This window comes from Mogibacterium sp. CM50 (assembly GCF_000293155.1).
In the GTDB taxonomy this organism is placed as follows: Bacteria; Bacillota; Clostridia; order Peptostreptococcales; family Anaerovoracaceae; genus Mogibacterium; species Mogibacterium timidum.
The window spans coordinates 24,795-50,114 of sequence record NZ_ALNL01000043.1 but is presented as its reverse complement, the minus strand read 5'-3'; the positions used below and the strand labels follow the sequence as shown (position 1 = coordinate 50,114).

The window sequence follows — 25,320 nt, the reverse complement described above, 5'->3', positions numbered from 1 at the left end:
AGAATTTTGAGGTCACCTCAATTCGATTCCGAGGGGAGAGGTTTTTCTTTTGCTATTTTTCGGCGAGTGTATAATAAATAATGTGCAAGGTAAATTCATATCAGATTCATACGGCGGGATTACTGTATAACCGGAGGAAAGAAAGGACATACGTATGGCAAAGATACTTTTCCTGGAAGATGAAAAAATGATTCGCGAGGTATTATCGGAGTACATGGCAGTAGCAGGCTATGAGGTAATCCCCTTTGATAGAGGAGACAACGCCATAAAGTTTGTGGCAGAGGGCGGTCAGTTCGAAATCGCTGTTCTGGATGTCAGGGTGCCGGGGGCAAGCGGGCTCGAGGTTCTGGAAGCCGTCAAGGCGAGACCGGGTGACGACGTAGGGGCTATAATGCTCACTGCATATGACGATATCAATACGCAATTGGAAGCATTTAATTTCCTTGCTGATGATTACGTCACGAAGCCGGCTTCTCCGATAATTCTGATAAAACGGATAGAAGCTGTCCTGAGAAGGACCGGGAAGAGTATTTCTTCTGAAATGGAGCATGGATTCGTAGTCGACGAGGAAGAATTTAGAGCTTATTACAACAGGAAAAATTTGAGATTGACCGTGAGTGAGTTTGTTCTGATGAAGACCTTGAGAGACAGCCCGGGAAGAGTCTTCAGCAGAGATCAGCTGATAAATAAAATATTTGATGAGGATTATATTGCGAACGACAGAATTATAGATGCTCATGTCAAAAATCTAAGAAAGAAGCTGCCCTTTGACTATATTGAAACCGTTATAGGACTTGGATACAGGTGGAGAAAAGAAGATGAAATTGGGAAGTAAGACATTTTTATACAGTGTCATAATCTCTTTAATAATGGGAATAGTTATATTTTCTTATATGATTTTTCTGATGCCATCAATGTATATGGACTATAAGGGGAAGCAGAATTTGCAGAATTCAAGGACGGCCATGGAGTACTTTAAAGAGCATGAATCCTTGAAAAGCACGGGCATAGGTGACTCGACTATGCTGGGAATAGTTGTTCCCAAGCATGGTTACTCAATTAAGGTTACCGGAGCGGGGTTTGACGGACATGTTGAATTTACGAGCCCGTCAGCAAAAATGCTTATAGATAAAATAAGAGCTGTGGACGAAAATGACGCAAAAAACAGCAAAGCGTTATTCCGGGAATTCAAGCCTGTTCTATCTTCAATCCTTTCTGAAAATACAGGTGAAATTAAGAAAAATTTCAAAATAGATATTAATCTTGAAGGAAATTCAGCTCAGTTTGAAGCAAAGGGGCGGAAGCTTCATTATTTCAGCGGTGGCATAGGAATAGGAGAGTTCAGTGTACAAAGTCGTTATTCCGGCACGAGCTACACGTATTTTGTGGGAGTAACAAATAAGGGAGATAACACCTTAATCATGGCAAACAGCGTGATGACACCGACTGCAAAGGAGATATTACCTGTGCTATACGGTTCAATGCCTATGCTTGCCTTATTTATGATAATATTGGCGTTCGGAGTTTCGGCGATTTATTCCAAAAAAATCGTTGAACCGATAAAAAAACTATCGATGGATGCCGAAAAAAGGATGTATTCTTCATCCGATAATCTTGCTCCGCTGGAAATCTCAGGGAAAGATGAAATTGCCGATTTGACTGCAGCCCTAAATCTCCTTTATGAAAAACAGGCGCAGGCAGTTAATGAGCTTGAGGAAGAGAATAAGCGGAAGGAAGTGTACATGCGTGCTACATCACATCAACTGAAAACACCTATCGCAGCATCGATGCTTCTTGTGGACGGGATGATCGGTAATATCGGCAAATTTGGAAACAGAGATATATATTTGCCGGAGGTCAAATCCCAGCTCAAGGAAATGATGAGCATAATTGATGAAACTTCAAATATCAACGGTATAGCTGATAATAATGAGATTGAACCGATTGAGATGATGAGCCTTTGCCGGGAAATCATAGGTAAAAACCGTATTAACGCTGATTTAAAGGGGATTGCTATACAGCTTGAAGCATCAGGAGGAGATATTTGCTGGCAGAGCAACACTATGATGCTCAAAAAAATACTGGAAAACCTGGTTACGAACGGAATAAATCATACGAAGGAAAACGGAAGCGTGAAGGTTACGGTAGAAAAGACACGAATTACTGTTTTTAATCAGCCGGGGCATATCGAAGAGACTATTGTCGAAAATATATTCGAGCCGTTTGTGACAAGTGTTGAGGCTGAAGGTTCCGAACGCAATAAGGGGCATGGGCTTGGGCTTTATATAGCAAAATATTTTGCCGGAAAGCTTGGTATGGAGCTGAGCGGTGAGAATGTGCAGGACGGCGTGGAGTTTGTATTAGAGAAAAGAGGTAGCGATGATTAGACTCGACAATGTAAAGGTTAGCTTTAAGGATAAGGTTGCCGTAGATCTCGGCCGGGTAGTGGAGATTAAGGACGGTGAAAGAGTTGGAATTATAGGCAGCAACGGAGCCGGTAAAACAACACTGCTCAGGAGTATTCTCGGGCTTGTTCCGCATAAGGGGAATATAACCTTGAGCATTCCATCAAATGAGATCGCTGTTCATATGCAGCAGAATTCATACATAGAAACTGTTCCGATCAGAGTAATAATTGAGATGATTATGGGGTGCAGAATAAATGAAAATCCCAAGCTCGTTGAGATGATTAAGTTTTTTGAGTTTGAAGAGTGCCTAAAGAAGCGGTGGAAGCACCTTTCAGGGGGGCAAAAGCAAAGGCTTACGCTTATCCTGGTAATGTGTAAGGACAGCGAGATTGCGATGTTTGACGAAGTGACATCAGGTCTTGACTTTGAAACCCGCCAGCGCTTGGTGGAAAAGCTTGTGGAGTGGTACAGGGATAGAAAAACAACTCTTCTTATAACATCACATTACTATACAGAGCTGGATAATCTGGCGACAAAAATACTTTATTTAAAGGATGGAAGAGTTGTTGATTACGGTTCAAAGGAAGAGCTTTTTCGTAAGTATTGCGGGAATGCGGTGTTGATATTTGAAGATACGGAACGTGCTTCTGCGATTGCAAAGGATCACAAGCGGATTTTCTCTTCGGATGAAGATATAGCACTTTCGTGCTCAAGCATGGAGGAAGAGCTTGAGATTACAGAGAAATTGATAAAAAACCATATTAATTACAGAAGAAGCGATAATGATATAGAGATGATGACTATAAATGCGGGGAGAAACGATGAATAAGTATACGATTAAATATGAATTTCTAAATACGCTATATAACGGATATTCGATATTTTTCGGATCGGTATTTCCGGTTGCATTAATTCACTTGATACGAATAAGTGCGTTAAAGGATGTTCCTGATAGCTATAAGTCAGAGGTTGTAACTACCATGTTCATCGGAATGGCGATGCTCATCCCTTTGGCAAGTATTTTTCTAAGCCATGCGGCTACATATTCAAATGAGTTGGACAAAAACGTTCCTGAGCGCATCCTTCTGTTCGGCTTCTCCGAAAAGGATATATTGCTTAACAAGCTTGTTTCCAACATGATATTTTTGACACTATGTGTGGCCATATATCTGGTGGGAACGGTCCCTTTCATGGACTTAAAGAAGCCTACCTTGGCAGCCGGAGCACTGTGGTTATTCGGAATATACTTTCTTTCAGGGATCTTGATGGCTTTAGCTCACGGAATTGCCACGCTGATAAGAAAATTCGGCCCAACGTACGGTGTTACCATGGCTCTGTACTTTGCGATGATGATCTTGAGCGGCTATATGGGAATTTCTGTATCAGATCTGCCCAAATCGCTTAAATGGTTGTCGGATTTATTGCCTACGACTCAGCTTGGAAACGACTATATAGATTTCTGGATGGGGAGACCATATAATTTCGGGCCGCTTATTCAATCCATGCTCTTTATGTCCGCAGTAAGTGTTGCCATCCTGTTAATTGCGTTTAAGGTAAGAGGACGGAAGAATTAGAAGTCTTTACGAGCTCGGTGAATATGATGAATATGAAGAAAATTAATATCCATTCACGGACGAAAAATATTTGAATTAAATGTGAAATGTCGCTTTGTATGGAAGCGCACAGCAGGGAACAGTGTTTTGTTCCCTGCATATTTAATTGGATTTTGTATCTGCTTTAGCAGTGGATTTACCGAGCGGTAGCGAGGTGATCAACAAACCGCCGGTTATGCGATTGTCAGGATTCTTTTGTTGCTATAGAAATTATCTTAAGAAAATTTTCATATATTTTCTGCTTGAAATTTTCCGGCGATGTGTTATTGTATTAATAGATTAATACAATAACACATCGCCGAGGAACATATAAGCGTGAAAGCTGTATATTATAATCCGGTGCATATGAATTTAATAAATTCAGGAAGGAGAAATTAGTGAATTGGAATTTTGTTGATGGAATGCCTATATACCTACAGATTATCGATGAGCTTACCATACGAATTGCCAGGCGGGATTATTTGCCGGGGGAGAAGCTGCCATCGGTAAGGGAAGTCGCGATTGAGGCAGGCGTTAATCCAAATACAGTGCAGCGTGCACTTACAGAGCTCGAGAGACGCGGGCTTGTGCGTACGGAGAGGACCAGCGGGAGATTTGTAACGGAGGATGAGAGCGTTTTGAAGGAGATACACAATAATTTATCAAGTGAATATATTGCTGAAATGATTCAGAAGCTACGAAATATCGGAATGAGCGATAAAGAAATTATTGAGGCGGTTACCGGCTGTTTAAGGAAGGAGAAGTAATGAGCATAATAGACATCAAGAATCTAACCAAGGTATACGGTTCCAAGGCGGCCCTGTCCGGTGTGGAGCTGCACATAGAAAAAGGTCAGATAGTAGGCCTGATGGGACCGAACGGTTCCGGTAAGACAACACTGATTAAGACACTGATGGGACTGCTCAGAGCTGACTCGGGCACAGTCCTGATAGACGGCAAAGCTCCCGGAGCCGAGACGAAGGCGCATATCGCCTACCTGCCGGATAGAATCACATATCCGAATTATATGACAGCAGGCGGACTGGTTCAGATGTATCAGGACTTCTTTGCTGATTTCGATAAGCTCAATGCGATGTCGATGCTCAATGACCTCGGGATTGAACCGGGACTCAAGCTCAAGGCTATGTCAAAGGGTACCAAGGAAAAGGTACAGCTTATACTCACAATGGCCCGTAAGGCTGAGGTTTATCTTCTTGATGAACCTATCGCGGGAGTTGATCCGGCAACAAGAGATTATATACTCAAGACGATAATCAGCAACTACAATCCGGAGGCGGTTGTGATCATCTCTACTCATCTTATTGCTGATGTGGAGGCGGTACTCGATGATGTAATCTTCATCAAAGAGGGGGAGATAGTCGTGCATGAAACTGCAGATAATCTCCGCGAGCAGAAGGGGCAGAGCATCGATAAATTATTCAGGGAGGTTTTTAAATGCTAGGTAAATTGATGAAATACGAGTTCAAGGCTCTCTTTCAAGAGCTCGGAGTATTATACATGGTGTGGCTTGCGTTGGAGGTAATTATAGGGGTTCTGTCCAGAGGAGCCTGGAGAATTCCCGATTACGTATCTAATGTTGTTATTTTGGCATATGTTGTCGCATCCATAGCGGTGGTTGTTATGACCTTTATAGTAATCGTAGACCGCAGATTTTACAAAGCCTTCTACGGTGATGCGGGGTATTTCACGCTTTCTCTCCCTGTAAAAATCAGTACTCACATCTGGAGCAAGGTTATTACAACTACTATATGGGTGTTCCTTGCCGGTGTGCTGGGCTTATTTGCGCTAATACTTGGCATACTTGCTGTATCTCCGGGAGTTGAAATGTTTACCGGAATTGATCTGATCAATACAATATTTACAGCTATAAATGAAAACAAATTGCTCGCAGGTAAAGTTGCGTTTATGTTTTTGGAATTAATCATACTGGCAATAGTAGCTGCGGCCAGGTTTGTACTCAAGTTCCTGACCTGCGTGAATGTCGGAGCGCAATTTAACAGGTTCAAGGCAATCCTGATGGGCGTATTCTTTGTGCTGTTCTCCATCGTGGAGGCATATGTTCTCGTGTTTATAATGGGTAATCTTCCGGTAAATGCCGAGGTAATAGGGAGCGATATTAATTACTCATTCTGGGGCGTAGGCTGCCTGATACTCGTTCAAGCAGCTGAGTTCGCAATTTACTTCCTAACATCGAACTACCTGATGAAGAAACGATTTAACCTCGAATAGAAATTAAATAAATACAAGCTGCATTGCAGTTGAGGTAAATTATTAGTATACTGGGGCTACAGTTTGAGTGATATTTCTCACTTGAGCTTGAGAATGAGACAGAATTGCAAATAAATATGAGGATGGCTGGGATTGAATAGTGACAGTGCATTACTTAGAAAATATTTGCGGTACATTGTTCCGGCTATGGCAGGTCAGCTGATATTCACCCTGTATATCATAGTTGATGGAATATTTGTAGCTCGCGGTGTATCCGAGACGGCTCTTGCAGCCGTCTCTATTGTTACGCCGTTTGTAACCTTGCTTTTTGCGATTTCCATTACTTTTGCAGTAGGCACATCAACTATTGTAGCCAGACTTCTTGGTGAAAATCGTACTATAGAGGCAAGAAAGGTCTTCACAGAGAGTGTTGCAGCGATGTTCGTGTTGTCTATAGCAGGCAGCGTGCTCATCTTTGTATTTATCAACCCGCTTTCCGGGCTGCTCGGAGCATCGGACGCAACTCTTCCTTATGTCAAGCAATACCTGCTGACAATCGTACCATTTATATTCTCGTTTATCGTTTCGTACAACCTCGAGCTGCTGCTTGCGACGGACGGCTATCCTGAGCGGTCGACCATATACGTCACGTTGGGGGTTATTCTAAATGTTTTTCTCGACTGGTACACCATATTCCGACTCGACTGGGGGATCGTGGGAGCCGGCCTCGCGACATCGTTCTCACAGACCGTCGTAATAGCAATATATCTGGTTCACTTTTCCGGCAGCCGAGCGACGCTTAGATTCAAACGATTCAGATTTCGCAAGGGCCTGCTTCGCCGTGAATTTATGTGCGGCTTGCCGTCAGGTATCACCGAGATGTCGCCCGGCATAGTGACGTTCATCTTCAACAACTTCATAACTGCCTTCCTGCACGACAGGGAGCTGATAATCTATTCGATCCTTTCTTACGTAATTCTGCTGGCATCTGTTCTTGCAAATGGCATCGCCCAAGGCGCGCAGCCGCTTGTCAGCTACTATCACGGTCGCCGTGAGAGGGCGTCTTTTCACACTATATTCGGTTATGAGATTAGGACAGGCATAGCGTTATCCGTGATTGAAATTATACTTGTACTGACCTTCGGCAATCATATTGCAGCTCTGTTCGTAGGAAGTGACAGCAATCTTAATGATGACGTTTTGTCTGCGCTGAGATTTATTGCTGTTGCTTTTCCGGTACTTAGTCTTAATATTATAATCGCCGGCTACCTGACAGCGCTCGAGAGATCCCGAGTTGCAGTCGTAATCTCGCTTATGAGATGTACGGTCACTCTGGTCGTATCAATAGCGGTGATAAGCATTGTATTTGGGTTGTCAAAACTCTGGCTGTCGCTGTCCATATCCGAGGCAATATGCTTGATATTCGCAGTGCGGATTTATAAGAAGACACGAAGCGTGGCTGCCTCGGAGGAATTAAACGATATGTGATAGGTTGTAATAAGCCGCTTAAGTAATTCGACCTTAATTTGAAACCGCATGATTGCAAAGCATAATATGTTTATGCATTTCAATACTGTCAAATGCAGCAAATAGTGTATAAATAATATACTGTATAAAGCTTGGAATCCTATTGAATAACTGCTCGCAGTGTGTTAACAATATATTGTAGCTGAATTATCTGTATGTGCAATTGACACGTGCTGTAATGTATGTGTTAAATTTTCACCGCTTCCACTTGACCGTATAGGTACAGTTTGGTGTTCTGCATGTAAGATTAGGAAATGAGAGGCGAATATGCTTTTTAACAGAGAAACGGATTATGCACTTAGAGTTATTAAAAACCTGCATACAGACATACCAACGAGCATAAGCTCGCTGGCAGAAGGAGAATTTATATCCGAAGCGATCGCTTACAAGGTTGCAAGAAAATTAGATAAGGGAGGCCTCGTCAAGAGCATGCGCGGGAGTAACGGCGGTTATATGCTAACCAGACCTCTGACAGATATTACATTATTCGACGTATATCAGATAATGGAACCTAATTCCTTCGTAAACGAATGTCTGCGCGGTAATTCCAATTGTCCGGTTAATACAGGACACAGCCCGTGCATGATTCATGCTGAGTTCTGTCGCGTACAGAACAATCTCAACAATGATCTCAAGCGCCGCTCTTTGGCAGATATTATCGCTGCAAAATAGACGTGCTTCACACCGACATTTTGCCGGTGTACATGACACAATGACATAGATGAGCCGGGCAGATACGAGTACTCCCGGCTTCACAGTATCCGTCTGACAAAAGCGGAGCAGCAGAGCCGCTCCGTTTTCTTGTGACTCAGTTTTTATTTGTTTTAGCTGTCAGCCTCATCCGGCTTCAAAATACAATCGATATGCACATACATTTCTGAGACTTAACTATCGCTTGTATTTCTATCAGGGTTAGCCTTAGGCAGACTCCAGCGATACCGTGCGGCCATCAATCGCAAAACCAGGATAATTGCTGCTCCGCCGGTCATTGCGATTCTTTGGTCTATATTGTTCCACAGCACCGTGCAGAATATGGCCCCGATGAGTGACGCGCTGGCATAGAAGTGCTTGACGAAGATGTACGGTCTGTCACCGGCCATCATGTCCCTGAGCACGCCACCGCCGACACCCGTAACTACTCCGACAAACGACAGCAGTATCACGCCGTGGATAGATGTCGTAGCATATCCGGCTTGGATGCCACTTACCGTAAACACGCCTAGTCCGACGGAATCCATGACGAGCATGAGCATCTCATAGAGCGTAGATTTAGAAAATATCCATTTTCTGACCGGCGGCAGGAATACGATAACTGATGTGATAATAGATACTATTAGGTATATCGGATTCCTAAACGTCAGTGGAGGCGTCTGTCCGACGATCAGATCCCTGATAATTCCGCCGCCGACACTTGTGGTTAAGCCTAGTATGGTGATACCCATGAGATCCATACCTTTCTCAAGGCCAAGCGTGGCGCCTGAGATCGCGAAGGTGATGGTGCCGACGATCTCTAGTGCAAATATGATGTTTTCAATGCTGTATAGTTGTAACAAATTTTATGGACTCCCAGTGATATTTAGGTACAATATGAGTTTTATCGATGATATCTTAGGATAACATGTGTTGTTGGTACCTGTAAATTAATGTGTAATAATTGCCCGCAAGCGACTGTAAGATTACAATATATATGTATAATAATTACTTGCGAGGGCAGATTTGACAGGAAATAGAGGTGGTCTAATGAAAAGTGAATACGAAAAAGGCTTTTTAGCAGCGATTATGTGTACAGGTCTTTGGGGTGTTTTACCTTTATATTGGAAATCACTAATTCCAATACCTTCATCTGTAATAATAATTTATCGGATACTGTTAGTTGCTATCGTTAGCCTTGTATTTGCGCGGCTAAAATACTCGTGGCATGAGATATTGTCACCACTAAAGGATAAAAAGATTGTATGCAAGTACGTTATAACGGGTTTAATAATAACATCTAATTGGAGCATATTTATATGGGCTGTGAATTCTGGACACATTATACAGACAAGTATAGGATACTATATTGAACCGTTGGCAGTTTGTACAATGGGCATTATATTTTTTAAAGAAAGACTCACTTTTTGTAAATTAATTGCAATTGGATTGGCATCTTTAAGTGTAATTATTATATTAATTCATTATAGACAGATTCCGGGTATTGCACTGTTACTTGCAATTACGTTTGCTACATATTCGGCAATCAAGAAAACAGTGAAATATCCACCGGTATTGTCGCTATTTTACGAGACTATATTTTTAGCGCCATTTGCTTTCATTTATATTGTTTATATGGAATTACATGGAACAGGAGCAATTGGCAGAGGGGCCTTTTACCACTATATGCTGTTACTTTTATGTGGTTTCGCAACGGCTATACCGCTCGGATTATTCGCATATGCGGCACAAAGAACAACTATGTTTGTACTTGGTCTGGCAGAATATATAAGTCCGACTATAACGCTGATAATCGGGGTATTAATATATAAAGAACCTGCAGATAGAATTCTCTTTATGGCAATCGGAGTAATCTGGTTAGGGCTTATATTCTTTTCTTATGGGGAATTTAAAGACAGTAAGAACCGAAAGTAGGAATTTATTATTTGAACTGTTCAAGGTAAAGCAATAGCGATTTGCCTTATGACAAGTCGCTATTGTTTAGACGATATATGATTTATGTACCTAGGGAATGCACTAAACTTATTAAGCATCGACGATATCTTCCGGAGATATTGATGACCTTTTCTTTATTGAGAAACCTGTAATTGCAAATACTATTGCTACAAATGGGTTTATTAGGTTGAGAAACGCGTAAGGTGCATAATTGAGGGTAGGTATACTTAGATAAGTGCTAATAGCAACGGCACAAGTTGTCCAAGGTATCAACGGTGAAGTGATGGTACCAAAATCCTCCAATGTTCTCGAGAGATTCTGGGGAGCTAAATCCCTGTTCTTGTATTCGGAGCTATACATCTTTCCTGTAATTAATATAGATAGGTATTGTTCACCGCATATCACATTAATCATTACTGCAGTGAAACCGGTTGCACATATTAAACTTCCGTTGGATTTTGCTATTTTCAGGATGCTCTCTGCAATTGTTTCAAGCATACCGGATTGGTGCATTATACCACCAAATGTTAGTGAACATAGTATTAACGATACTGTCCACATCATATTTTGAAGACCGCCCTTTGTAAGCAGTTTATCCAGCATTTCATTTCCGCTATCCATAGTAAATCCATAGCTCAAGCATCTTCCGACTTCGATAATTGACGCTCCTTGAATTGCAAGTGCGCAGAATACACCTAATAGAACGCTGAATATTAATCCAGGAATAGCAGGAATTTTGAAATAAATCATGCAAAATAGAATCAAAAGCGGTAACAGCAAAAGCGGTGAGATTGTAAAATGATCTCTAAGTACAGCTGTGACAGTCACGATATCTTTACTAGTCCTGCTATGCGATACATACTTGAAGTTAACCAAGAAATACAGAATACAGGCAATCACAAAACTAACTGATGTGGTATACATCATGTGCCTAATATGTGCAAAAAGAGTTGTCCCTGAAACAGCCGGAGCAAGGTTTGTAGTATCTGAAAATGGTGACATCTTATCTCCAAAATATGCTCCGGAAACTACGCAGCCGGCGGTTATACTTGCTGGTATGCCCATTGCCGATCCAATCCCTACCATGGCAACTCCCAATGTCCCGCAGGTAGTCCACGAACTACCTGTAGACACACTGACAACTGAACATACTAATAAACACGTTACTAGAAAAAATCTAGGTGATAAAAGCTTTAACCCGTAATATATTAAGCTGGGAACAATTCCACCGGCAATCCACGAACCAATAATTAGACCAATAATACACGCAATAAGTATCGCTTGCATTGCATTCATTATAGAACCTATAATTCCTTTTTCAATATCAGCCCAAGGATTCTTTAACACAACAACCGAAATCACGGCAGCAATAATCGACGCTGTTATGAGTGGAATTTGTATATCGACTCTGTATTTTAGCAAAGCAAGTAGCAGGAGTATAAATACAGATAGTATCGGTATCAATGATAAACCTAGACTTGGTTTCCTGTGTGTAACAATTTCATTCTTGTGTTTTCTCATAGCACTACTCCGCACAATCAATTGTTTAAAATAGAACGATGTTCTAAAGTTAATCTATCACATCAATTGCGAATTGTAAATACTGTAGGTTATATCATTGACGATTACCATTAGCGGTGATACAATTCCGATAAACGAAACAATGTTCTAATATACAGAACATGACTGTTAAGATTCACCACAAGAAAGGATGATTGACTATGGAAAAAGTAAGAACGAGAGAGGAACGGTGCAAAGGATGTTATTTGTGTGTCGCAAATTGCAAACCTAAAGCTCTCAGCCTTTCTGGTAGAACAAACGGCAAAGGGGTTATTACTGTCGCTGTAGATCAGGAGAAATGCGTTCAGTGTGGTTGTTGCTACGCTATGTGTCCGGATTTGGTGTTTGAAATTCTGTAAATTAATAGGAGATTTGTTATGGAAAAGAGAATAATGAAGGGCAATGAGGCTCTAGCTGAAGGTGCTATAAGAGGAGGATGTCGTTTCTATGCCGGATATCCGATCACGCCTCAGTCGGAAATTCTTGAGTGGATGTCTTGGCGACAGAAAGAGGTTGGAGGGACATTTGTTCAGGGAGAGTCTGAAATTGCAAGTGTAAATATGACGTTTGCTGCACGTGCACTTGGAGTTCGTGCATTGACATCTACATCCGGCCCGGGATTTTCGTTATATCAAGAAGGTATAGCATATTGGGTATCAGCTGGAGTTCCCGCTGTAGCAGCGTGTGTACAGAGATTTGGTATCGGTGATGGATTTATTTCTGCTGGACAGGATAATTACTGGCAGGCAGTAAAGGGCGGGGGAAATGGTGATTATCACCTAATTGTACTCGCACCAAACTCCGTTCAGGAGAACGTAGACATGGCTTACGAATCATTTGCATTAGCAGAGAAGTGGAGTCACCCGGTGTTAATTCTCTCTGATGGAACTATCGGGCAGATGATGGAACCATGTGAGCTTCCTCCGTTTGTAGAATACGACATTGATCAGGAGCAACCATGGGCAGTAAAGGGCGTTCAACCTGGCAAAGATTACAAGGTAATTACCGATATCACATATTTCAAGGATATAGATGAATGGAATGATGATTATCTGGCGAGGATGCGTGAGATTAGCGAAACAGAGCAGCGTTGGGAGAGCTTCGAAGTTAAAGACGCAGATGTTGTTCTCGTTGCTTATGGAATATCTTCCAGGGTTGCACAGGGTGCTGTTGAGCAGGCTCGTGAAGAAGGCTTTAAATTAGGATTAATAAGGCCAATTACATTGTGGCCATATCCTCGTAAAGCATTTGAAACTATTCCGGATACATGCCGTGGTGTTGTTACAGTAGAAGTGAATATGATGGGACAGATGCGAGATGATGTAATTATAACAGTTAAAGGGAAATTTCCAACGTTTGCTTTGGCAACACGGCAGAGAATCCCAAAAGTAGATCAGGTAATTGAATTTGCAAAAGCTGTTTATAACGGCGAGGTTAAAGAAGTGGAGGTATTCTAATGGTTGCTAGAAAAGCCCCTGAACTCATGTATGCAGAGAATAGGTTCTGTGCTGGCTGTGGGCATGGAATTTTTGATAGGATTCTTGGTGAAGTTTTGACTGAAATGGATATTGTTAGTGATACGATCATTTGTTCAGATATAGGATGTAATCATCAGTTCCAGTTTTGTATGTGGGTCGATGCTATTGTTCCGCCACACGGTAAAATGGGAGCAGCCTTAACTGCTCAGAAACGTGTACGCCCGGACAAGTATGCGCTTACAATCTGTGGAGATGGTGGAGCATATGCTATTGGATTAGGCGAAACTATGGCTGCAGCAACTCGCAATGAGAATGTCACATTTTTTGTAATGAATAATACTGTTTACGGAATGACAGGTGGCCAAATGGCACCAACAACAATGATAGGGCAGCGTACGACATCATCAAAGGATGGAAGAATTTTGGCTGATAGTGGTGAGAATTTTGATGTTGTTAAGATAATGCGGGGATTGGCGATTGCCTATCTGGCAAGAACATCGGTCACAAATCCGGCAAATGTTGCAAAGACGAAAAAATATGTAAGAAAAGCGCTTGAAAAGCAGCGTGATTGTAAAGGCTTTTCGCTAGTTGAGGTACTTGTGCCTTGCCCAACAAATTGGGGTATGACACCCCCTAAGTCAATGGAGTATATTAATGATGTTATGACTAAACAGTATGAATTAGGGGAGTTTATTGACAGATAGTGGAGGGTATTATGAAGAAAAGCATTATTTGTGCTGGACTAGGTGGTCAAGGCGTGCTTACTGCCGGTAAAATACTGATGTATGCAGCATATGAAAAGGAATTAAATGTTACTTGGTTTCCTTCTTATGGAAACGAGATGAGAGGTGGAAATGCCAATTGCAATGTGATTATTAGTGACAAAAGAATCGCATCTCCATATGCCGATCATCCTGATGTTGTAATGGCGATGAGCAGTTCCGCGGTTGATATTTACGAGAATGCAATGAATCCAGGCGGTACTCTTTATGTAAATTCATCACTTGTAGATGAAGGCAGAAAGTATCGTGGTGATATTAAAGTTGTAAAATGTGATGCTACAGACTTAGCAATAGACCTAAAGAGTGAGAGAAATGCTAATCTCTGCATGTTGGGGAAGATGCTTGTTGAATCGGACCTTTTTGCATATGATGAATTTGAGAAGTCAATGTGCGGTTACTTCGAGATACAGGGCAAAGGGAAGTACAATGAAAAGAACAAAGAAATGCTTAGAGCCGGTTACAGTAAGTAAATTTAGGCGATTAGTCTCCTAAATTTGTAAAAACAGCGGATAAAAGCTCCTACAAGGTATTATATTTGGGGTATCGCATGAAACATTGCGGTATCCTTTGCTTTACGTTCAGTTTAGTTTATAATATCAATGATAATGGAGGTTTTATATGAGTGAACACAGGGTTGGTAATGCTAATCAGTCAGTGATAATAAATTCGGTAGATAGAACTATAGATATAATAGAATATCTATATCTGCAGGATAAAGGAGTTTCTATTTCCCAGATAAGTAAAGACTTGGGACTGTACAAGAGCACTGTTTACCGTACACTGGCTACCTTGCAGAACAGAGGTTATATTGAACAAAATGTTTCGAATGAAATGTATTCGCTAGGATCTAAGATTTATGCATTAAAAGGTAGTGAAGCTCCTGAACAAAAGCTGGTGGAAATAATTCTGCCGTATTTAAAACGATTAAATGACAAGTATTGCGATTCTGTAAATTTAGGAGTGTTAGATGTAGACGGTGAAGGGATGTATAGAATACGCCTTCTGGCAGAATGTGCCAGTAAATCTGTACTTGGAGTTAAAGTTGATATTGAGTCTATGAGTGAGTGCTATTGTGCATCTCTGGGTAAATGCTTGTTGGCTTTTTCAGATAATGTTGACTTGTCCGTATATGAGCCTAGCCCTATGACGAAGTTCACAGATTCGACGATTACTACTGTTAAGGAACTGGAAAAGGAATTGGAGAAAATTAAGAAATGCGGCTATGCTTGTGATGATGAAGAACGAGAGGTCGGATTGTTCTGTGTAGGAGTGCCCATATTTAAAAACGGCAAAGTTGTTGCAGCTATGAGCCTTGCTGGTCCAAAGTTCCGTATAATGGATGGCGAGTTTCAAGAGAAAATCAACTTCATGAAGGACTTAAGTGCTGAAATTACGAGAGAGCTTTTTGTAAAATAAGATATTGGATATCATTAATGATTATATATAAAAGTTTTTGTGAACTTGAATTGTCAAGCTAAGTGCAACACAGTTGAATAATAGACTTCATATGGTGTTTTGAACCCCGGGCATTTTCGCAGGCGCTTGTTCATTTCATCCACTTTGCTTTGTATATATTCTTCTGACACATCATTAAGGTCGTAACTCTTAGGAAAATACTCTCTAAGAAGTCCATTTGTATTTTCATTTGTTCCTCGTTGAATTCATTTAGTTTTATTACGGTATATGCTGCTTTTAGCTATATTCTAAATTATTTAGAGAGAAGGGACGAATATGAATAAAGATATATTGCAGGTTGCTCACTTAATGAAGACATATTCCTATAGGGGAGTGACAACTGAGGCGACAAGAAATGTGAGCTTTGTTGTACCGCAAGGAGAATTTTGTGTCATCATGGGTGCTTCAGGCGGAGGGAAGACCACACTACTAAATTTGATCTCTGGAGTAGATCGAGCAGATGCCGGAGATATCGTCATTAGCGATGAATTTGTTACGGATTTGAGTATGGAAGAGTTTGCTTTGTTCAGACGTGATCATATTGGGATTGTATTTCAGGATTTTAATCTGATCGACAGTTTGAATGTGACCGAGAACATTATCCTTCCCATGCATTTGGATGAAATGGAACCGGGGGAGGCAGTTTCGAAAGCGAATGATATCATGGAACAGTTTGGCATCTTAGAACTCAGAGATAAGTGGGTCTATGAATTGTCTGGAGGGGAACAACAGCGAGTGGCGATATGTCGTGCGCTGATCAATGATCCGCAGATTATACTCGCGGATGAGCCTACTGGCAATTTGGATTCCAGGTCGTCGAGCAGTGTTATGGAATGCTTTGAAGAACTAAATAAGAGAGGAATCACCATACTGATGGTCACCCATGATCCTGCCTCGGCCAGCTATGGGGATCGTATTTTATATTTTCAAGATGGAACGATTACATATGAAATCATCCGCAAGGACACGCGGGAAAATTTTTATCATGAGATCCTGTATGAGCTCAGTAAGCGTGAGGCGGTGAGATGATGAAACATTCCGACCTCTACAAAAAAATGCGCTCTGCGAAATGGAAACAGTCAACCTTACTGATCGGTTGTAATATCGTTCTGGTAGCTGTCGTTTTTTTCTTTGCGAGCCTTGCATTGAACAGCACCTTTATGAACGAAGAACTTGTAGACCCATTCATATCTTCAAATGTACTATTGCCAACTGCCGCAACATTGGCGTTTATGTGTTTCTTCATTCCATATTCTTTCTTTTCTTATCATAGACAAAAGACAAAGGAATACGGGATACTGGAAGCTGTTGGAATAGATAAAAATGAAACTAGAAATATGGTCATACAAGAAGACTGTTTACTTTCGACATGTATTCTGATCATTGGTTTATTGGTTGGAAGCGGAATATCTATTTTGTTCTATTCAACGGCAGGCACGATCATGGGAATCGAGGGACTTCGGTTCACAGCAGGTTTAAAAAGTTATGGTTATGTCACAGTAATTTTTACAATCGTAATGGTATTGACTGTGATAGCACTAGTGCTATATTACTCCAGAATGACAACCCGGAATCTCTTGATGGAAAATCGCAAGCATAGGAGAGGGATCAGATCACATGTGGCAATTGCTTTTATAGGTTTTGCAGTGGTTGCAGGCCCGCTTTTCTATGCTTTGTTGTGTCTGAATCAGGAAAATCGAAACAATCTCTTATTCTGTTATGGATTTTTTGTGGTCGGCATTATTTTAATGATGATGAATTCCAGCGGTGTGATAGATTTTTTAAAGAAGCGAAAATCCGGGAAATATTATTCCCGAATGATCTATTACAGTAACATCCGGTACAAATTTGCCGATAACATCAATCTCTTTATTTTTATAATTTGTCTTATGGGGATTGTCGTTTTTTTGCAGGCATTCTCTATTACGAGTATGAAATTAGGTATGAGAAATAATGAACAAAAATACCCCTTCCAAATCGTTATATGTTCATTTGAAAAGAACTCAGCGGTCAGCGATGCACAGATTGATAAAATTGCAAAGGATAACAAGATACAGATAGAAAAAAATTATGATATAAGGGCTTATGTAACAGAGCATTATGATGCTGTTTTTTCCTCGGAAAGTGTGTCCTCGTTCACGAATAAAAATTACAAACTCAAGAATAATGAATGCCTGGTATTTTCAGAATATCGGCTAGATGATGGTTATCCACATGATAAAATTGATTTTCAAGGATTCACTCTTGATGATAGTGAGTACTGTAAGCCTGTGCATAAGTATTATGATATTCTTCTCAACAATGATTTGATAGCAAGATACTGTATCATAGTAAATGACCATGACTATCAGAAGCTAAAAAGAAATGCATCATATGAAGAGGTGAATTTCCGTATGATCACATGTAAAAGTTTGGAGCAATCCCAAACGCTATTGGAAGGGATAATGGAACTGGACAATTTAGACAGGGATGATATATTCATATCCAATCAGGCTGAAGATGCAAAAAACAGTAAAGTGGGCATGCATTTTCTCATATTTGTTGTGACCTTGATGAATCTTCTTCTGATTGCATTGATGTTAAGCATGTTACATTTTCGGATGATGTCAGGGATTAGTGCGGATATTCGCAGGTTTCGAAGCATGCAGAAAATTGGCTATACCCGAGAGGAGCTTTGTTTGTCGTTCTATGCTGAAATAAAAACACTGACTGTCATTCCGGCAATGATCGCAGTCATCGCTGGAGGGGGATTCGCAATCGGATTAATGAGAGTATCTCACCTGGCGATGCTCACGTTTTTTTATACCGTAGTGATGGGAATCATTATTCTAGTAGCGGCACATTTATTTTCCTGGCAGTATACAAAGTATTATATCAGAAAAGTGACTTGATGAGGGCTCGGGACGGTTGCAGGGTGCCTAAATCTGACGACTGACGGTGTATGGATGTGGTCGGGAAATTCTTAGAAAGACGTGGAAGAATATGTGACGATTTAAATACTGCTTTAGTAATTATCATATTGGGGTTAACTTATATTTTGATGTCGGATATTCAAGATATTATAGAAAGAATATAAAAATAGCTAGTATAATTATACAGAATGTGAATTATTAGCTTCCGAGAATGCGAGAGGACAATATGATCGTATTGCAAATGGAATTTTAACATTAGACTCATTTCCGAAAGATATCGCATTTTTGATGCTGAACCAGAGCATTCTCTGAAAATTAGAAGGGGTGTAGTTGATAAGTATCTGGTATGTTACGTAGTTGGTCAAATGGTCGCGACAGTTATTGCCGTCTTTTATGGGTCATCTTATGTTCATGCATGCCTGAGTGAAAGAAGTGCGTATATTGATAACAAAATAGTAAGATCGTATAGATGACCGGTGACTGAAATATGCCCGCAAAATCTTCCGAAAACCTATCCACAAGAGATAATGTGTAGAATACATGCATTTGTAACCCTTGAAATATCAATAGAGGTAAATGTATAAGAGAGTGCGTTGTAGAGTTGGAACAATTTTAACCTATGTGAGTTCGGATCGCGCTCAATAGGAAAATAGTACCTGGTTAAAGAGGTTTCTCCGAACAGCATTCTTGTGTCTGGAGGACAGACGATAGTAGCAAACCTCTTCTATAACATGAGTCGCAGGATTATGGGACTTGTTAGCCTCTGGGTCTGTGTAGCTTTTGATATAGTTGTCGGCATTAAGTTCTAATATAATGACGGAATCCAAATCATGAAAGACTACATAGCATCAGGATTCTTTGCTAGAGATAAGGAAGAGAAAACAACAGCTGCATCAATTGTATTTGTAGGGAATATCAATCAGAGTGTTATGTACTGCTGAAAATATCCTGTATATTTCGGAGAGGGAGCCTCCCTTGTTCATTTACTTTGGGTGGCACCATCGCGGAATTTGAGGCACCTTTACGGAAGGTGAGATCCATCATATATAAATCCTCTACAATTGGCCGTGGCAAACGCCGCAAAGAACGGCTGCAGCAGGGAGCTGATGCAATCCCTGCTTTGCGTACAGAGAGGGTATTCTATGGAGCCACTTATCTGTTCGATCAGATCGGTGAACTCACAGGCGTCCGGGCAGATCTCAAGGTCTGTTTCCCGGATACATACAAACAGATACTCTCAATAGCATATTACCTGATCCTAGAAGATGAGAACCCCCTGTACAGGTTCAGCAAGTGGGGCAAGCTCCACCGGCATCCGTACGGCAAAGATATCTCCTCTCAGAGGTCCGGTGAACTGTTCCAGAGCATCACTGAAGAACAAAAGATGAAGTTCTTCCGCCTTCAGGGCGAACGCAGATCCGAGAATGAATACTGGGCGTACGACACGACATCGCTCTCCGGTTATTCTGAGACTCTCCGTCAGGTCAAGGACGGTAAGAACAAGGACGGAGATCATCTGCCACAGATCAATCTTGCCATACTGTTCGAGGAGTCGAGTCTTCCGTTCTACTACAGGAAGCTTGCCGGGAACATCCCGGACATCGTGTGCCGGAACATGAAAAGGAGTATCGGAAATACTTCGAGATCAGGGAGACTCCTAAGCGCGGCATCTCAGTCACATACTGTCAGGACAAGATAGATCAAGCTCATGAACGATATGGGTTCTTCATACTCCTCAGCAACGAGGTTAAGGACCCGATCACAGCGCTGAAGCTATACAGGATGCGTGACATAGCCGAGAAGGCGTTCCGGAACTATAAAGACCGCTTGAACCTTCGCAGAACACTGATTTCTTCGGAAAGTTCACTTGAAGGCAAGCTGTTCGTCGAATTTGTTGCCTTGATCTACCTGTCATACATCAACAAGAAAATGGAAGACGGTCATCTGTATTCAAGGTGCACGATGCATGAGCTCGATGTCATCGAATGCTATCCGGAACCCGGAAAGGCTCCTATACAGGGCGAAGTCCTGATGAAACAGGAACAGCTGTACCGTGATCTGGGTGTTAAGCCGCTGCTTGCTCGCCCGGAACAAAAGTAGTTATTGATGGATTCCCGAATGCTAGTGTGGATATTCGAGAATCCGGGTTGAAAAGGATTGATGATGAGGCAGCCGTGTTTATATTCTTTCATTTTTTATTTGTTACGTAGTACAAAGACGATTTTAAGGAAAAAGGTATATTCCCTTTAACTTGTCAAAACCGTCCTCTGAAAGCCTTATATTTCAAGCCCGTATTTATTTCTACTTCGTAACATGGGCATAAAAAGCGGTGTTCTTTAGTTTTTTAAAAGGAAGCATAGGGACACCACTTTTTCATATTGAGGCTATAACTTTTTTGCGGTTAATGTGGAGTTATGTCAACACGCATCCCTGAAAAGAACCCCTTTTCTCTCCTCGGAAGGCGAATGTCAAAAACTAATATTATAAAAAATAAAATAAATACGCTATCCTTTTGGATATATGAATCGTTATATTTAATAAAAGAGAGTTTTTCAGAATTAGGAGCTGAAGCTTATTCACTGAGATAAACAGGGTGAAAACCTGAATTTTTAACAATTAGCACTTGATTATAAGAGGAGGATTATTGGTGATAAACATGAATACGGATTATATATTAATCCGTAGTGCAAAAGATGGAAACACTAAGGCTGCGGAGTCAATAATCCGTAAATACTATGCGAATATATTTGATTATTGCAGATATCACTCGGCTGATATACATACAGCTGAGGATTTAACTCAAGAGGTGTTTTTAACTTTATTAAAAGAAATTAACCAATATAGGCATAATGGCAAACTTCTAAATTATCTTTATACAATTGCCAGAAATAAATGTATTGATGAAAAAAAGAGGATGAGAAATATGGAAATTTCAATCGATCGTGTGATGAGTACGATCGATTCAAACAACGATGATTGCGGTGAGGAAATAGAGTATTTGGATGCAAAGGCAGCAGTTGATAGATTACCTGATGATATACGGGAGATTATAGTACTGTATTTCTTTCTTGACAGAAAGCAGAAAGAAATTGCAGAAATATGCGGAATCGGGTTGCCTCTTGTAAAATATAGATTAAGAAAAGGGAAAGCAATGATAAAAGAGTTTTTGGAAGGTGAAGTATGAAAAATAAGAATTTTTCTGATAAAAAAATAGAACATCTGCTTAGAAATATTCCGCAGCAGATTACATCAGCTCCGTCAAAGGATGCTATAGACAGCACGGTTCTTAAAGCAAAAGAAATTATGATTACTAAAGAGAAGACAAGTCGTATTGATTTTGCTGAGTTCTTGATTATTCAGATGAAGATAATGCGTAAGAGATGGTGGATTCTTCAAGGGATACTATTGTTCTTGGCATGTGAATGGCTGTCTGTTTCAGGTGATGTTGATTATATATATCGAGGATGGAGTATTTTGGCTGCGTTGTTTGTCATATTGATCATCCCTGAATTATGGGAAAATATGGAATGCAAATCAATGGAAATCGAGGAATCCTCATTATTTGATTTAAGAAAGGTATATGCGGCAAAACTTATAGCTTTTGGACTTGTGGATACGATTTTTCTAACATTCTTTTGTACTGCTGCAACGCAACTTCAAAATATTTTGTTTGTAGATATATTAAAACAATTTGTTTTCCCTGTTATGATTGCGGCTACTATATGCATAATAGCATTTTCGTGTAGCAAACCTTTTAATGAATTAGCAACTATGATTATATGTATTGTTGCTAATTCAATATGGATGTCTGTAGCACTTAATGAAGCGATTTATTCTAAAATAACACCATTGATATGGATGGGGCTATTTGCCGTTTGTATTTCTTTGATTATCTATAATGTGCGCAAGGTTCTAAATAAAAACAGTAAATATCGGGAGGAACAAATAAATGGATTTAATTTTGGATAGAGTAAGAAAAAGCTTCAGAGATGCGGTTGTTGTGGATGATGTTTCGATTAGAATGCAATCCGGACTATATGGCCTTTTAGGCTCAAATGGTGCCGGTAAAACGACTTTGATGAGAATGATTTGTACAATTCTGAAACCTACAGAAGGGGCTATTTACTATGAAGGTGCAGATGTATTTGAAATGAATGAGAAATATAGAGATATTTTAGGATATTTACCACAGGAATTTGGCTTTTATCCGGAACTTACTGTAAAAGATTATCTTAAATATATTTCTGCGTTAAAAGGCCTCAGGCAAGCTATCTCAAAGAAACGTATTGATGAGTTGTTGGAACTTACGGGCATGCAAAAAGATTCATCAAAAAAAATGAAAGAATTATCGGGAGGAATGAAAAGACGAGTAGGCATTGCACAGTCACTTTTGAATGACCCTAAGATACTTGTATTGGATGAGCCTACAGCAGGACTTGATCCCATGGAAAGGATACGGTTTAGGAATCTCATAGGTCAACTGTCAAATGACAGAATTGTATTGTTGTCTACACATATTGTTTCTGATATTGAAGCCATAGCAAAAGAAGTATTTGTGATGAAGGAAGGGCGAATAATTGATCAAGGAACAATTGGCGAATTGTGTAGAAAACTTCCTTGTAAGGTATGGATATATCGTGAAAAAACAGAAGAAGCGGAGAGCTTTGTTTCCCGTTTCGTAAATCCTATTGGGGCGATCAAGACGGATGGAGAGTATACACAAGCACGTATTTTGGCAGAAGAAAGACCGGGAGAAAATGCAATATGTGTTGATACCACGCTTGAAGATGTCTTTTTATATCATTTTGGCGAGATTGGTGGTGGTAGTAATGATTAGATGTGAATTCAGCAAATTATTCAGTAGGGGTATTAACAGGATTCTGTTGTTGGCATTGCTTATTATCGCAGTTGCATTTAGTTTCTTTTCAATATGGAGCGTTAAGTTTGTAGATAAGTATGGAAATGTCCATAATGGTTTATCGGCACCGAGGAAACTTACTGAAGTCAAGTTAAAATATAAAGGAGCGTTAACCTCTGATATTCTTGCAGAAATAATACAGAAAGATAAAAATCTTAATAAAAAGTATGGGAGTACAATTTCGGATTCTGTATATGCAGTAAATGAGCAGGAATACGGTGACATAAAAGATATGATTGTTAGTATTCTTTGCTACGATAAAGATTTTGATGAGTCGGTAATTAATGGATTGGATATTAACAAATCAAGGAATATATATTCTATAAGAGAAAAGAATATTGATCACATGATAAAAGAATATGGTGTTCGAGAAGCGAAGAGAAAATATCTGAAGAAGCAGTATCAAAAAGTGCGTAAGCCTTTTGAATACGCTCCGGCAGAATCATGGAAAACCATGGGTTTATATGCGACAACATATTCGATGATATTGTTAATTGTAATATCCTTTTTCGCAGCAGGATTATTCTCAGAAGAATTCAGGCTTGGAGCAGATTCGATTTTCTTCAGCACCAAGATGGGTCGAAGCAGAGGAACGAAAATAAAGATAGCAACAGGTCTAATTATGGCAACTATAATTTATTGGGGAGCTATGCTCATAATGTCAATCATATCCTTTGGGGTTATGGGGATAAGCGGAGCATCTTCACCAATCCAAATAGAGGATAGCTATTGTATGTACGCATACACATTTGCACAAAAATATATGATAATGCTGTTATCAGGTTATGTAGGAGTTATGCTTGCAGTAGTGATAACAATGCTAGTGTCGGCCAAAACCCATTCTCTGGTTTTGGCTATGTGCTTTCCATTATCACTGTTTATATTGTCACCATTTATTGGCAGAGTGCTTCCATTTAAAAAATTTTTCAATATTACACCGGATCAACTGATAAATGTGTATAACTGTATCAAGTTGCCACTTTTATATCAGTTTGGAGAAACAGTGGTAATGCAAATACCTATGTTGATGACGATGTATTCTATTATTGCGATTATGATTATGCCGTTTATCTATAGGTCATTTAACAAATATTATGATAAATAATGATTCTATACAATCAATCTATATATAAACACAGTATGTGAAAAAACTGACGAAGGATCCGATGTGCATAGATCGGTGTTTACAGACTGCGTGCAATGCATGTCCCTACACAGTCGGAGCCAACACAAGCAGAATTTCCTTCGTCAGTGTCTAGGTGGACTACACTGTCCTCCCCTCCGATTCTAACAATGACATCACCAAAAACCAGTGCTCTTTTACATCCTGTATCAATCGATAATTCTACTATTTGGTTTTGTTCTACACCAAACTTGGCAGCATCATCTTCTGAAAGATGGACATGACGTTGAGCGATAATACAACCATGATCTACTTCGATTTCTGTGCCGTCAGCAGAGACAATCTTGATTCCGGGTGTTCCGGCGAGATCTCCCGACATTCTTATTGGTGCATTTACTCCTATTAAACGAGCATCTGTGGCAGCAAGTTCAATCTGTGTTTCTTTTCTGGCAGGTCCAAGAATCGCTACTCTATCTATTGCTCTTTTAGGACCAACAAGGGTTACCCTTTCCTCTGCAACAAAACCACCGGCAATTTCCTTTTTTACTTTAAGCTCATATCCTTTTCCGAAAAGCCTCTCTATATCTTCTTGAGAGAGGTGTATGTGACGTGCGCTTACTTCCACACTTACGTTTAAAGTACTCATTCTGTTCATCCTCTTCTATGCACATTGGAAAATTGATGTAATTT

At 40.3% G+C, this 25,320-nt stretch carries 24 protein-coding genes and 3 pseudogenes; 23 read left to right on the top strand and 4 right to left on the bottom strand.

Annotation, left to right across the window (positions count from 1 at the left end):
- The first annotated feature begins 154 nt into the window (after positions 1–154).
- The 9 genes from HMPREF1152_RS07080 (at position 155) to HMPREF1152_RS07040 (ending at position 8,428) form a co-directional block, all read left to right on the top strand.
- Entirely contained in the window at positions 155–835 is a 681-nt protein-coding gene (locus HMPREF1152_RS07080) for a response regulator transcription factor (protein ID WP_009644523.1), read from the top strand.
- On the top strand, positions 819–2,387 hold the full coding sequence (locus HMPREF1152_RS07075; protein ID WP_009644471.1) for a sensor histidine kinase: 1,569 nt from the start codon (positions 819–821) through the stop codon (positions 2,385–2,387). Before HMPREF1152_RS07080 ends, HMPREF1152_RS07075 begins: the two co-directional genes overlap by 17 nt.
- On the top strand, positions 2,380–3,237 hold the full coding sequence (locus HMPREF1152_RS07070; RefSeq protein ID WP_009644556.1) for an ATP-binding cassette domain-containing protein: 858 nt from the start codon (positions 2,380–2,382) through the stop codon (positions 3,235–3,237). The genes HMPREF1152_RS07075 and HMPREF1152_RS07070 overlap by 8 nt, the downstream gene beginning before the upstream one ends.
- Positions 3,230–3,982: an ABC transporter permease gene (locus tag HMPREF1152_RS07065; RefSeq protein ID WP_009644492.1), complete on the top strand. Its 753-nt coding sequence runs from the start codon at positions 3,230–3,232 to the stop codon at positions 3,980–3,982. The genes HMPREF1152_RS07070 and HMPREF1152_RS07065 overlap by 8 nt, the downstream gene beginning before the upstream one ends.
- A 416-nt stretch (positions 3,983–4,398) precedes the next feature.
- Entirely contained in the window at positions 4,399–4,767 is a 369-nt protein-coding gene (locus HMPREF1152_RS07060; RefSeq protein ID WP_009644515.1) for a GntR family transcriptional regulator, read from the top strand.
- Positions 4,767–5,462 carry an ABC transporter ATP-binding protein gene (locus tag HMPREF1152_RS07055; protein ID WP_009644563.1) on the top strand — a complete coding sequence of 232 codons (696 nt, stop codon included), beginning with the start codon at positions 4,767–4,769 and terminating at the stop codon, positions 5,460–5,462. Before HMPREF1152_RS07060 ends, HMPREF1152_RS07055 begins: the two co-directional genes overlap by 1 nt.
- Positions 5,456–6,250 carry a hypothetical protein gene (locus HMPREF1152_RS09065; RefSeq protein WP_009644487.1) on the top strand — a complete coding sequence of 265 codons (795 nt, stop codon included), beginning with the start codon at positions 5,456–5,458 and terminating at the stop codon, positions 6,248–6,250. The genes HMPREF1152_RS07055 and HMPREF1152_RS09065 overlap by 7 nt, the downstream gene beginning before the upstream one ends.
- A 132-nt stretch (positions 6,251–6,382) precedes the next feature.
- Positions 6,383–7,717: an MATE family efflux transporter gene (locus tag HMPREF1152_RS07045; protein ID WP_009644572.1), complete on the top strand. Its 1,335-nt coding sequence runs from the start codon at positions 6,383–6,385 to the stop codon at positions 7,715–7,717.
- 306 nt (positions 7,718–8,023) lie between these two features.
- Complete coding sequence (locus HMPREF1152_RS07040) at positions 8,024–8,428, top strand: RrF2 family transcriptional regulator (RefSeq protein ID WP_009644541.1); 405 nt, start codon at positions 8,024–8,026, stop codon at positions 8,426–8,428.
- Between the two features lie 212 nt (positions 8,429–8,640).
- Here HMPREF1152_RS07040 and HMPREF1152_RS07035 read toward each other — a convergent pair whose 3' ends face one another.
- On the bottom strand, positions 8,641–9,309 hold the full coding sequence (locus HMPREF1152_RS07035; protein ID WP_009644503.1) for a trimeric intracellular cation channel family protein: 669 nt from the start codon (positions 9,307–9,309) through the stop codon (positions 8,641–8,643).
- 187 nt (positions 9,310–9,496) lie between these two features.
- Between HMPREF1152_RS07035 and rarD the strand changes: the two genes are divergently transcribed.
- On the top strand, positions 9,497–10,381 hold the full coding sequence (rarD, locus tag HMPREF1152_RS07030; RefSeq protein WP_009644484.1) for an EamA family transporter RarD: 885 nt from the start codon (positions 9,497–9,499) through the stop codon (positions 10,379–10,381).
- 111 nt (positions 10,382–10,492) lie between these two features.
- On the opposite strand, the gene nhaC is transcribed toward rarD, so the two are convergent.
- Positions 10,493–11,923: a Na+/H+ antiporter NhaC gene (nhaC, locus tag HMPREF1152_RS07025; protein WP_009644529.1), complete on the bottom strand. Its 1,431-nt coding sequence runs from the start codon at positions 11,921–11,923 to the stop codon at positions 10,493–10,495.
- 200 nt (positions 11,924–12,123) lie between these two features.
- On the opposite strand from nhaC, the gene HMPREF1152_RS09610 reads away from it, so the two are divergent.
- The 5 genes from HMPREF1152_RS09610 (at position 12,124) to HMPREF1152_RS07005 (ending at position 15,638) form a co-directional block, all read left to right on the top strand.
- Positions 12,124–12,321, top strand: a complete 198-nt coding sequence (locus HMPREF1152_RS09610) for a 4Fe-4S dicluster domain-containing protein (protein ID WP_009644496.1) — start codon at positions 12,124–12,126, stop codon at positions 12,319–12,321.
- 18 nt (positions 12,322–12,339) lie between these two features.
- On the top strand, positions 12,340–13,419 hold the full coding sequence (locus HMPREF1152_RS07020; protein ID WP_009644559.1) for a 3-methyl-2-oxobutanoate dehydrogenase subunit VorB: 1,080 nt from the start codon (positions 12,340–12,342) through the stop codon (positions 13,417–13,419).
- Complete coding sequence (locus HMPREF1152_RS07015) at positions 13,419–14,144, top strand: thiamine pyrophosphate-dependent enzyme (protein ID WP_009644488.1); 726 nt, start codon at positions 13,419–13,421, stop codon at positions 14,142–14,144. The genes HMPREF1152_RS07020 and HMPREF1152_RS07015 overlap by 1 nt, the downstream gene beginning before the upstream one ends.
- 11 nt (positions 14,145–14,155) lie before the next feature.
- Complete coding sequence (locus HMPREF1152_RS07010) at positions 14,156–14,692, top strand: 2-oxoacid:acceptor oxidoreductase family protein (RefSeq protein ID WP_009644516.1); 537 nt, start codon at positions 14,156–14,158, stop codon at positions 14,690–14,692.
- Between the two features lie 148 nt (positions 14,693–14,840).
- Entirely contained in the window at positions 14,841–15,638 is a 798-nt protein-coding gene (locus tag HMPREF1152_RS07005) for an IclR family transcriptional regulator (protein WP_009644527.1), read from the top strand.
- Positions 15,639–15,691: 53 nt separating this feature from the next.
- Here HMPREF1152_RS07005 and HMPREF1152_RS09900 read toward each other — a convergent pair.
- Positions 15,692–15,880: pseudogene (locus HMPREF1152_RS09900) on the bottom strand (transposase); the annotation flags it as partial.
- Positions 15,881–15,953: 73 nt separating this feature from the next.
- Here HMPREF1152_RS09900 and HMPREF1152_RS07000 point away from each other — a divergent pair.
- The 8 genes and pseudogenes from HMPREF1152_RS07000 (at position 15,954) to HMPREF1152_RS06965 (ending at position 24,612) form a co-directional block, all read left to right on the top strand.
- Complete coding sequence (locus HMPREF1152_RS07000) at positions 15,954–16,706, top strand: ABC transporter ATP-binding protein (RefSeq protein ID WP_009644574.1); 753 nt, start codon at positions 15,954–15,956, stop codon at positions 16,704–16,706.
- Complete coding sequence (locus HMPREF1152_RS06995) at positions 16,703–18,568, top strand: ABC transporter permease (RefSeq protein ID WP_083844351.1); 1,866 nt, start codon at positions 16,703–16,705, stop codon at positions 18,566–18,568. Before HMPREF1152_RS07000 ends, HMPREF1152_RS06995 begins: the two co-directional genes overlap by 4 nt.
- 710 nt (positions 18,569–19,278) lie before the next feature.
- Positions 19,279–19,530, top strand: a pseudogene (locus HMPREF1152_RS09385) (BREX system Lon protease-like protein BrxL).
- A 125-nt stretch (positions 19,531–19,655) separates the two neighbouring features.
- Positions 19,656–20,689, top strand: a pseudogene (locus tag HMPREF1152_RS10085) (hypothetical protein); the annotation flags it as partial.
- Positions 20,690–21,245: 556 nt separating this feature from the next.
- Entirely contained in the window at positions 21,246–21,773 is a 528-nt protein-coding gene (locus tag HMPREF1152_RS06980) for an RNA polymerase sigma factor (RefSeq protein ID WP_036379374.1), read from the top strand.
- Positions 21,770–22,558, top strand: a complete 789-nt coding sequence (locus HMPREF1152_RS06975; RefSeq protein ID WP_009644520.1) for a hypothetical protein — start codon at positions 21,770–21,772, stop codon at positions 22,556–22,558. Before HMPREF1152_RS06980 ends, HMPREF1152_RS06975 begins: the two co-directional genes overlap by 4 nt.
- Positions 22,539–23,426: an ABC transporter ATP-binding protein gene (locus tag HMPREF1152_RS06970; RefSeq protein WP_009644504.1), complete on the top strand. Its 888-nt coding sequence runs from the start codon at positions 22,539–22,541 to the stop codon at positions 23,424–23,426. The genes HMPREF1152_RS06975 and HMPREF1152_RS06970 overlap by 20 nt, the downstream gene beginning before the upstream one ends.
- Positions 23,419–24,612: an ABC transporter gene (locus HMPREF1152_RS06965; protein WP_009644526.1), complete on the top strand. Its 1,194-nt coding sequence runs from the start codon at positions 23,419–23,421 to the stop codon at positions 24,610–24,612. Before HMPREF1152_RS06970 ends, HMPREF1152_RS06965 begins: the two co-directional genes overlap by 8 nt.
- Positions 24,613–24,691: 79 nt before the next feature.
- Here the strand turns inward: HMPREF1152_RS06965 and pduL are convergent, their stop codons facing one another.
- Entirely contained in the window at positions 24,692–25,276 is a 585-nt protein-coding gene (pduL, locus tag HMPREF1152_RS06960) for a phosphate propanoyltransferase (RefSeq protein WP_009644530.1), read from the bottom strand.
- Positions 25,277–25,320: the final 44 nt, after the last annotated feature.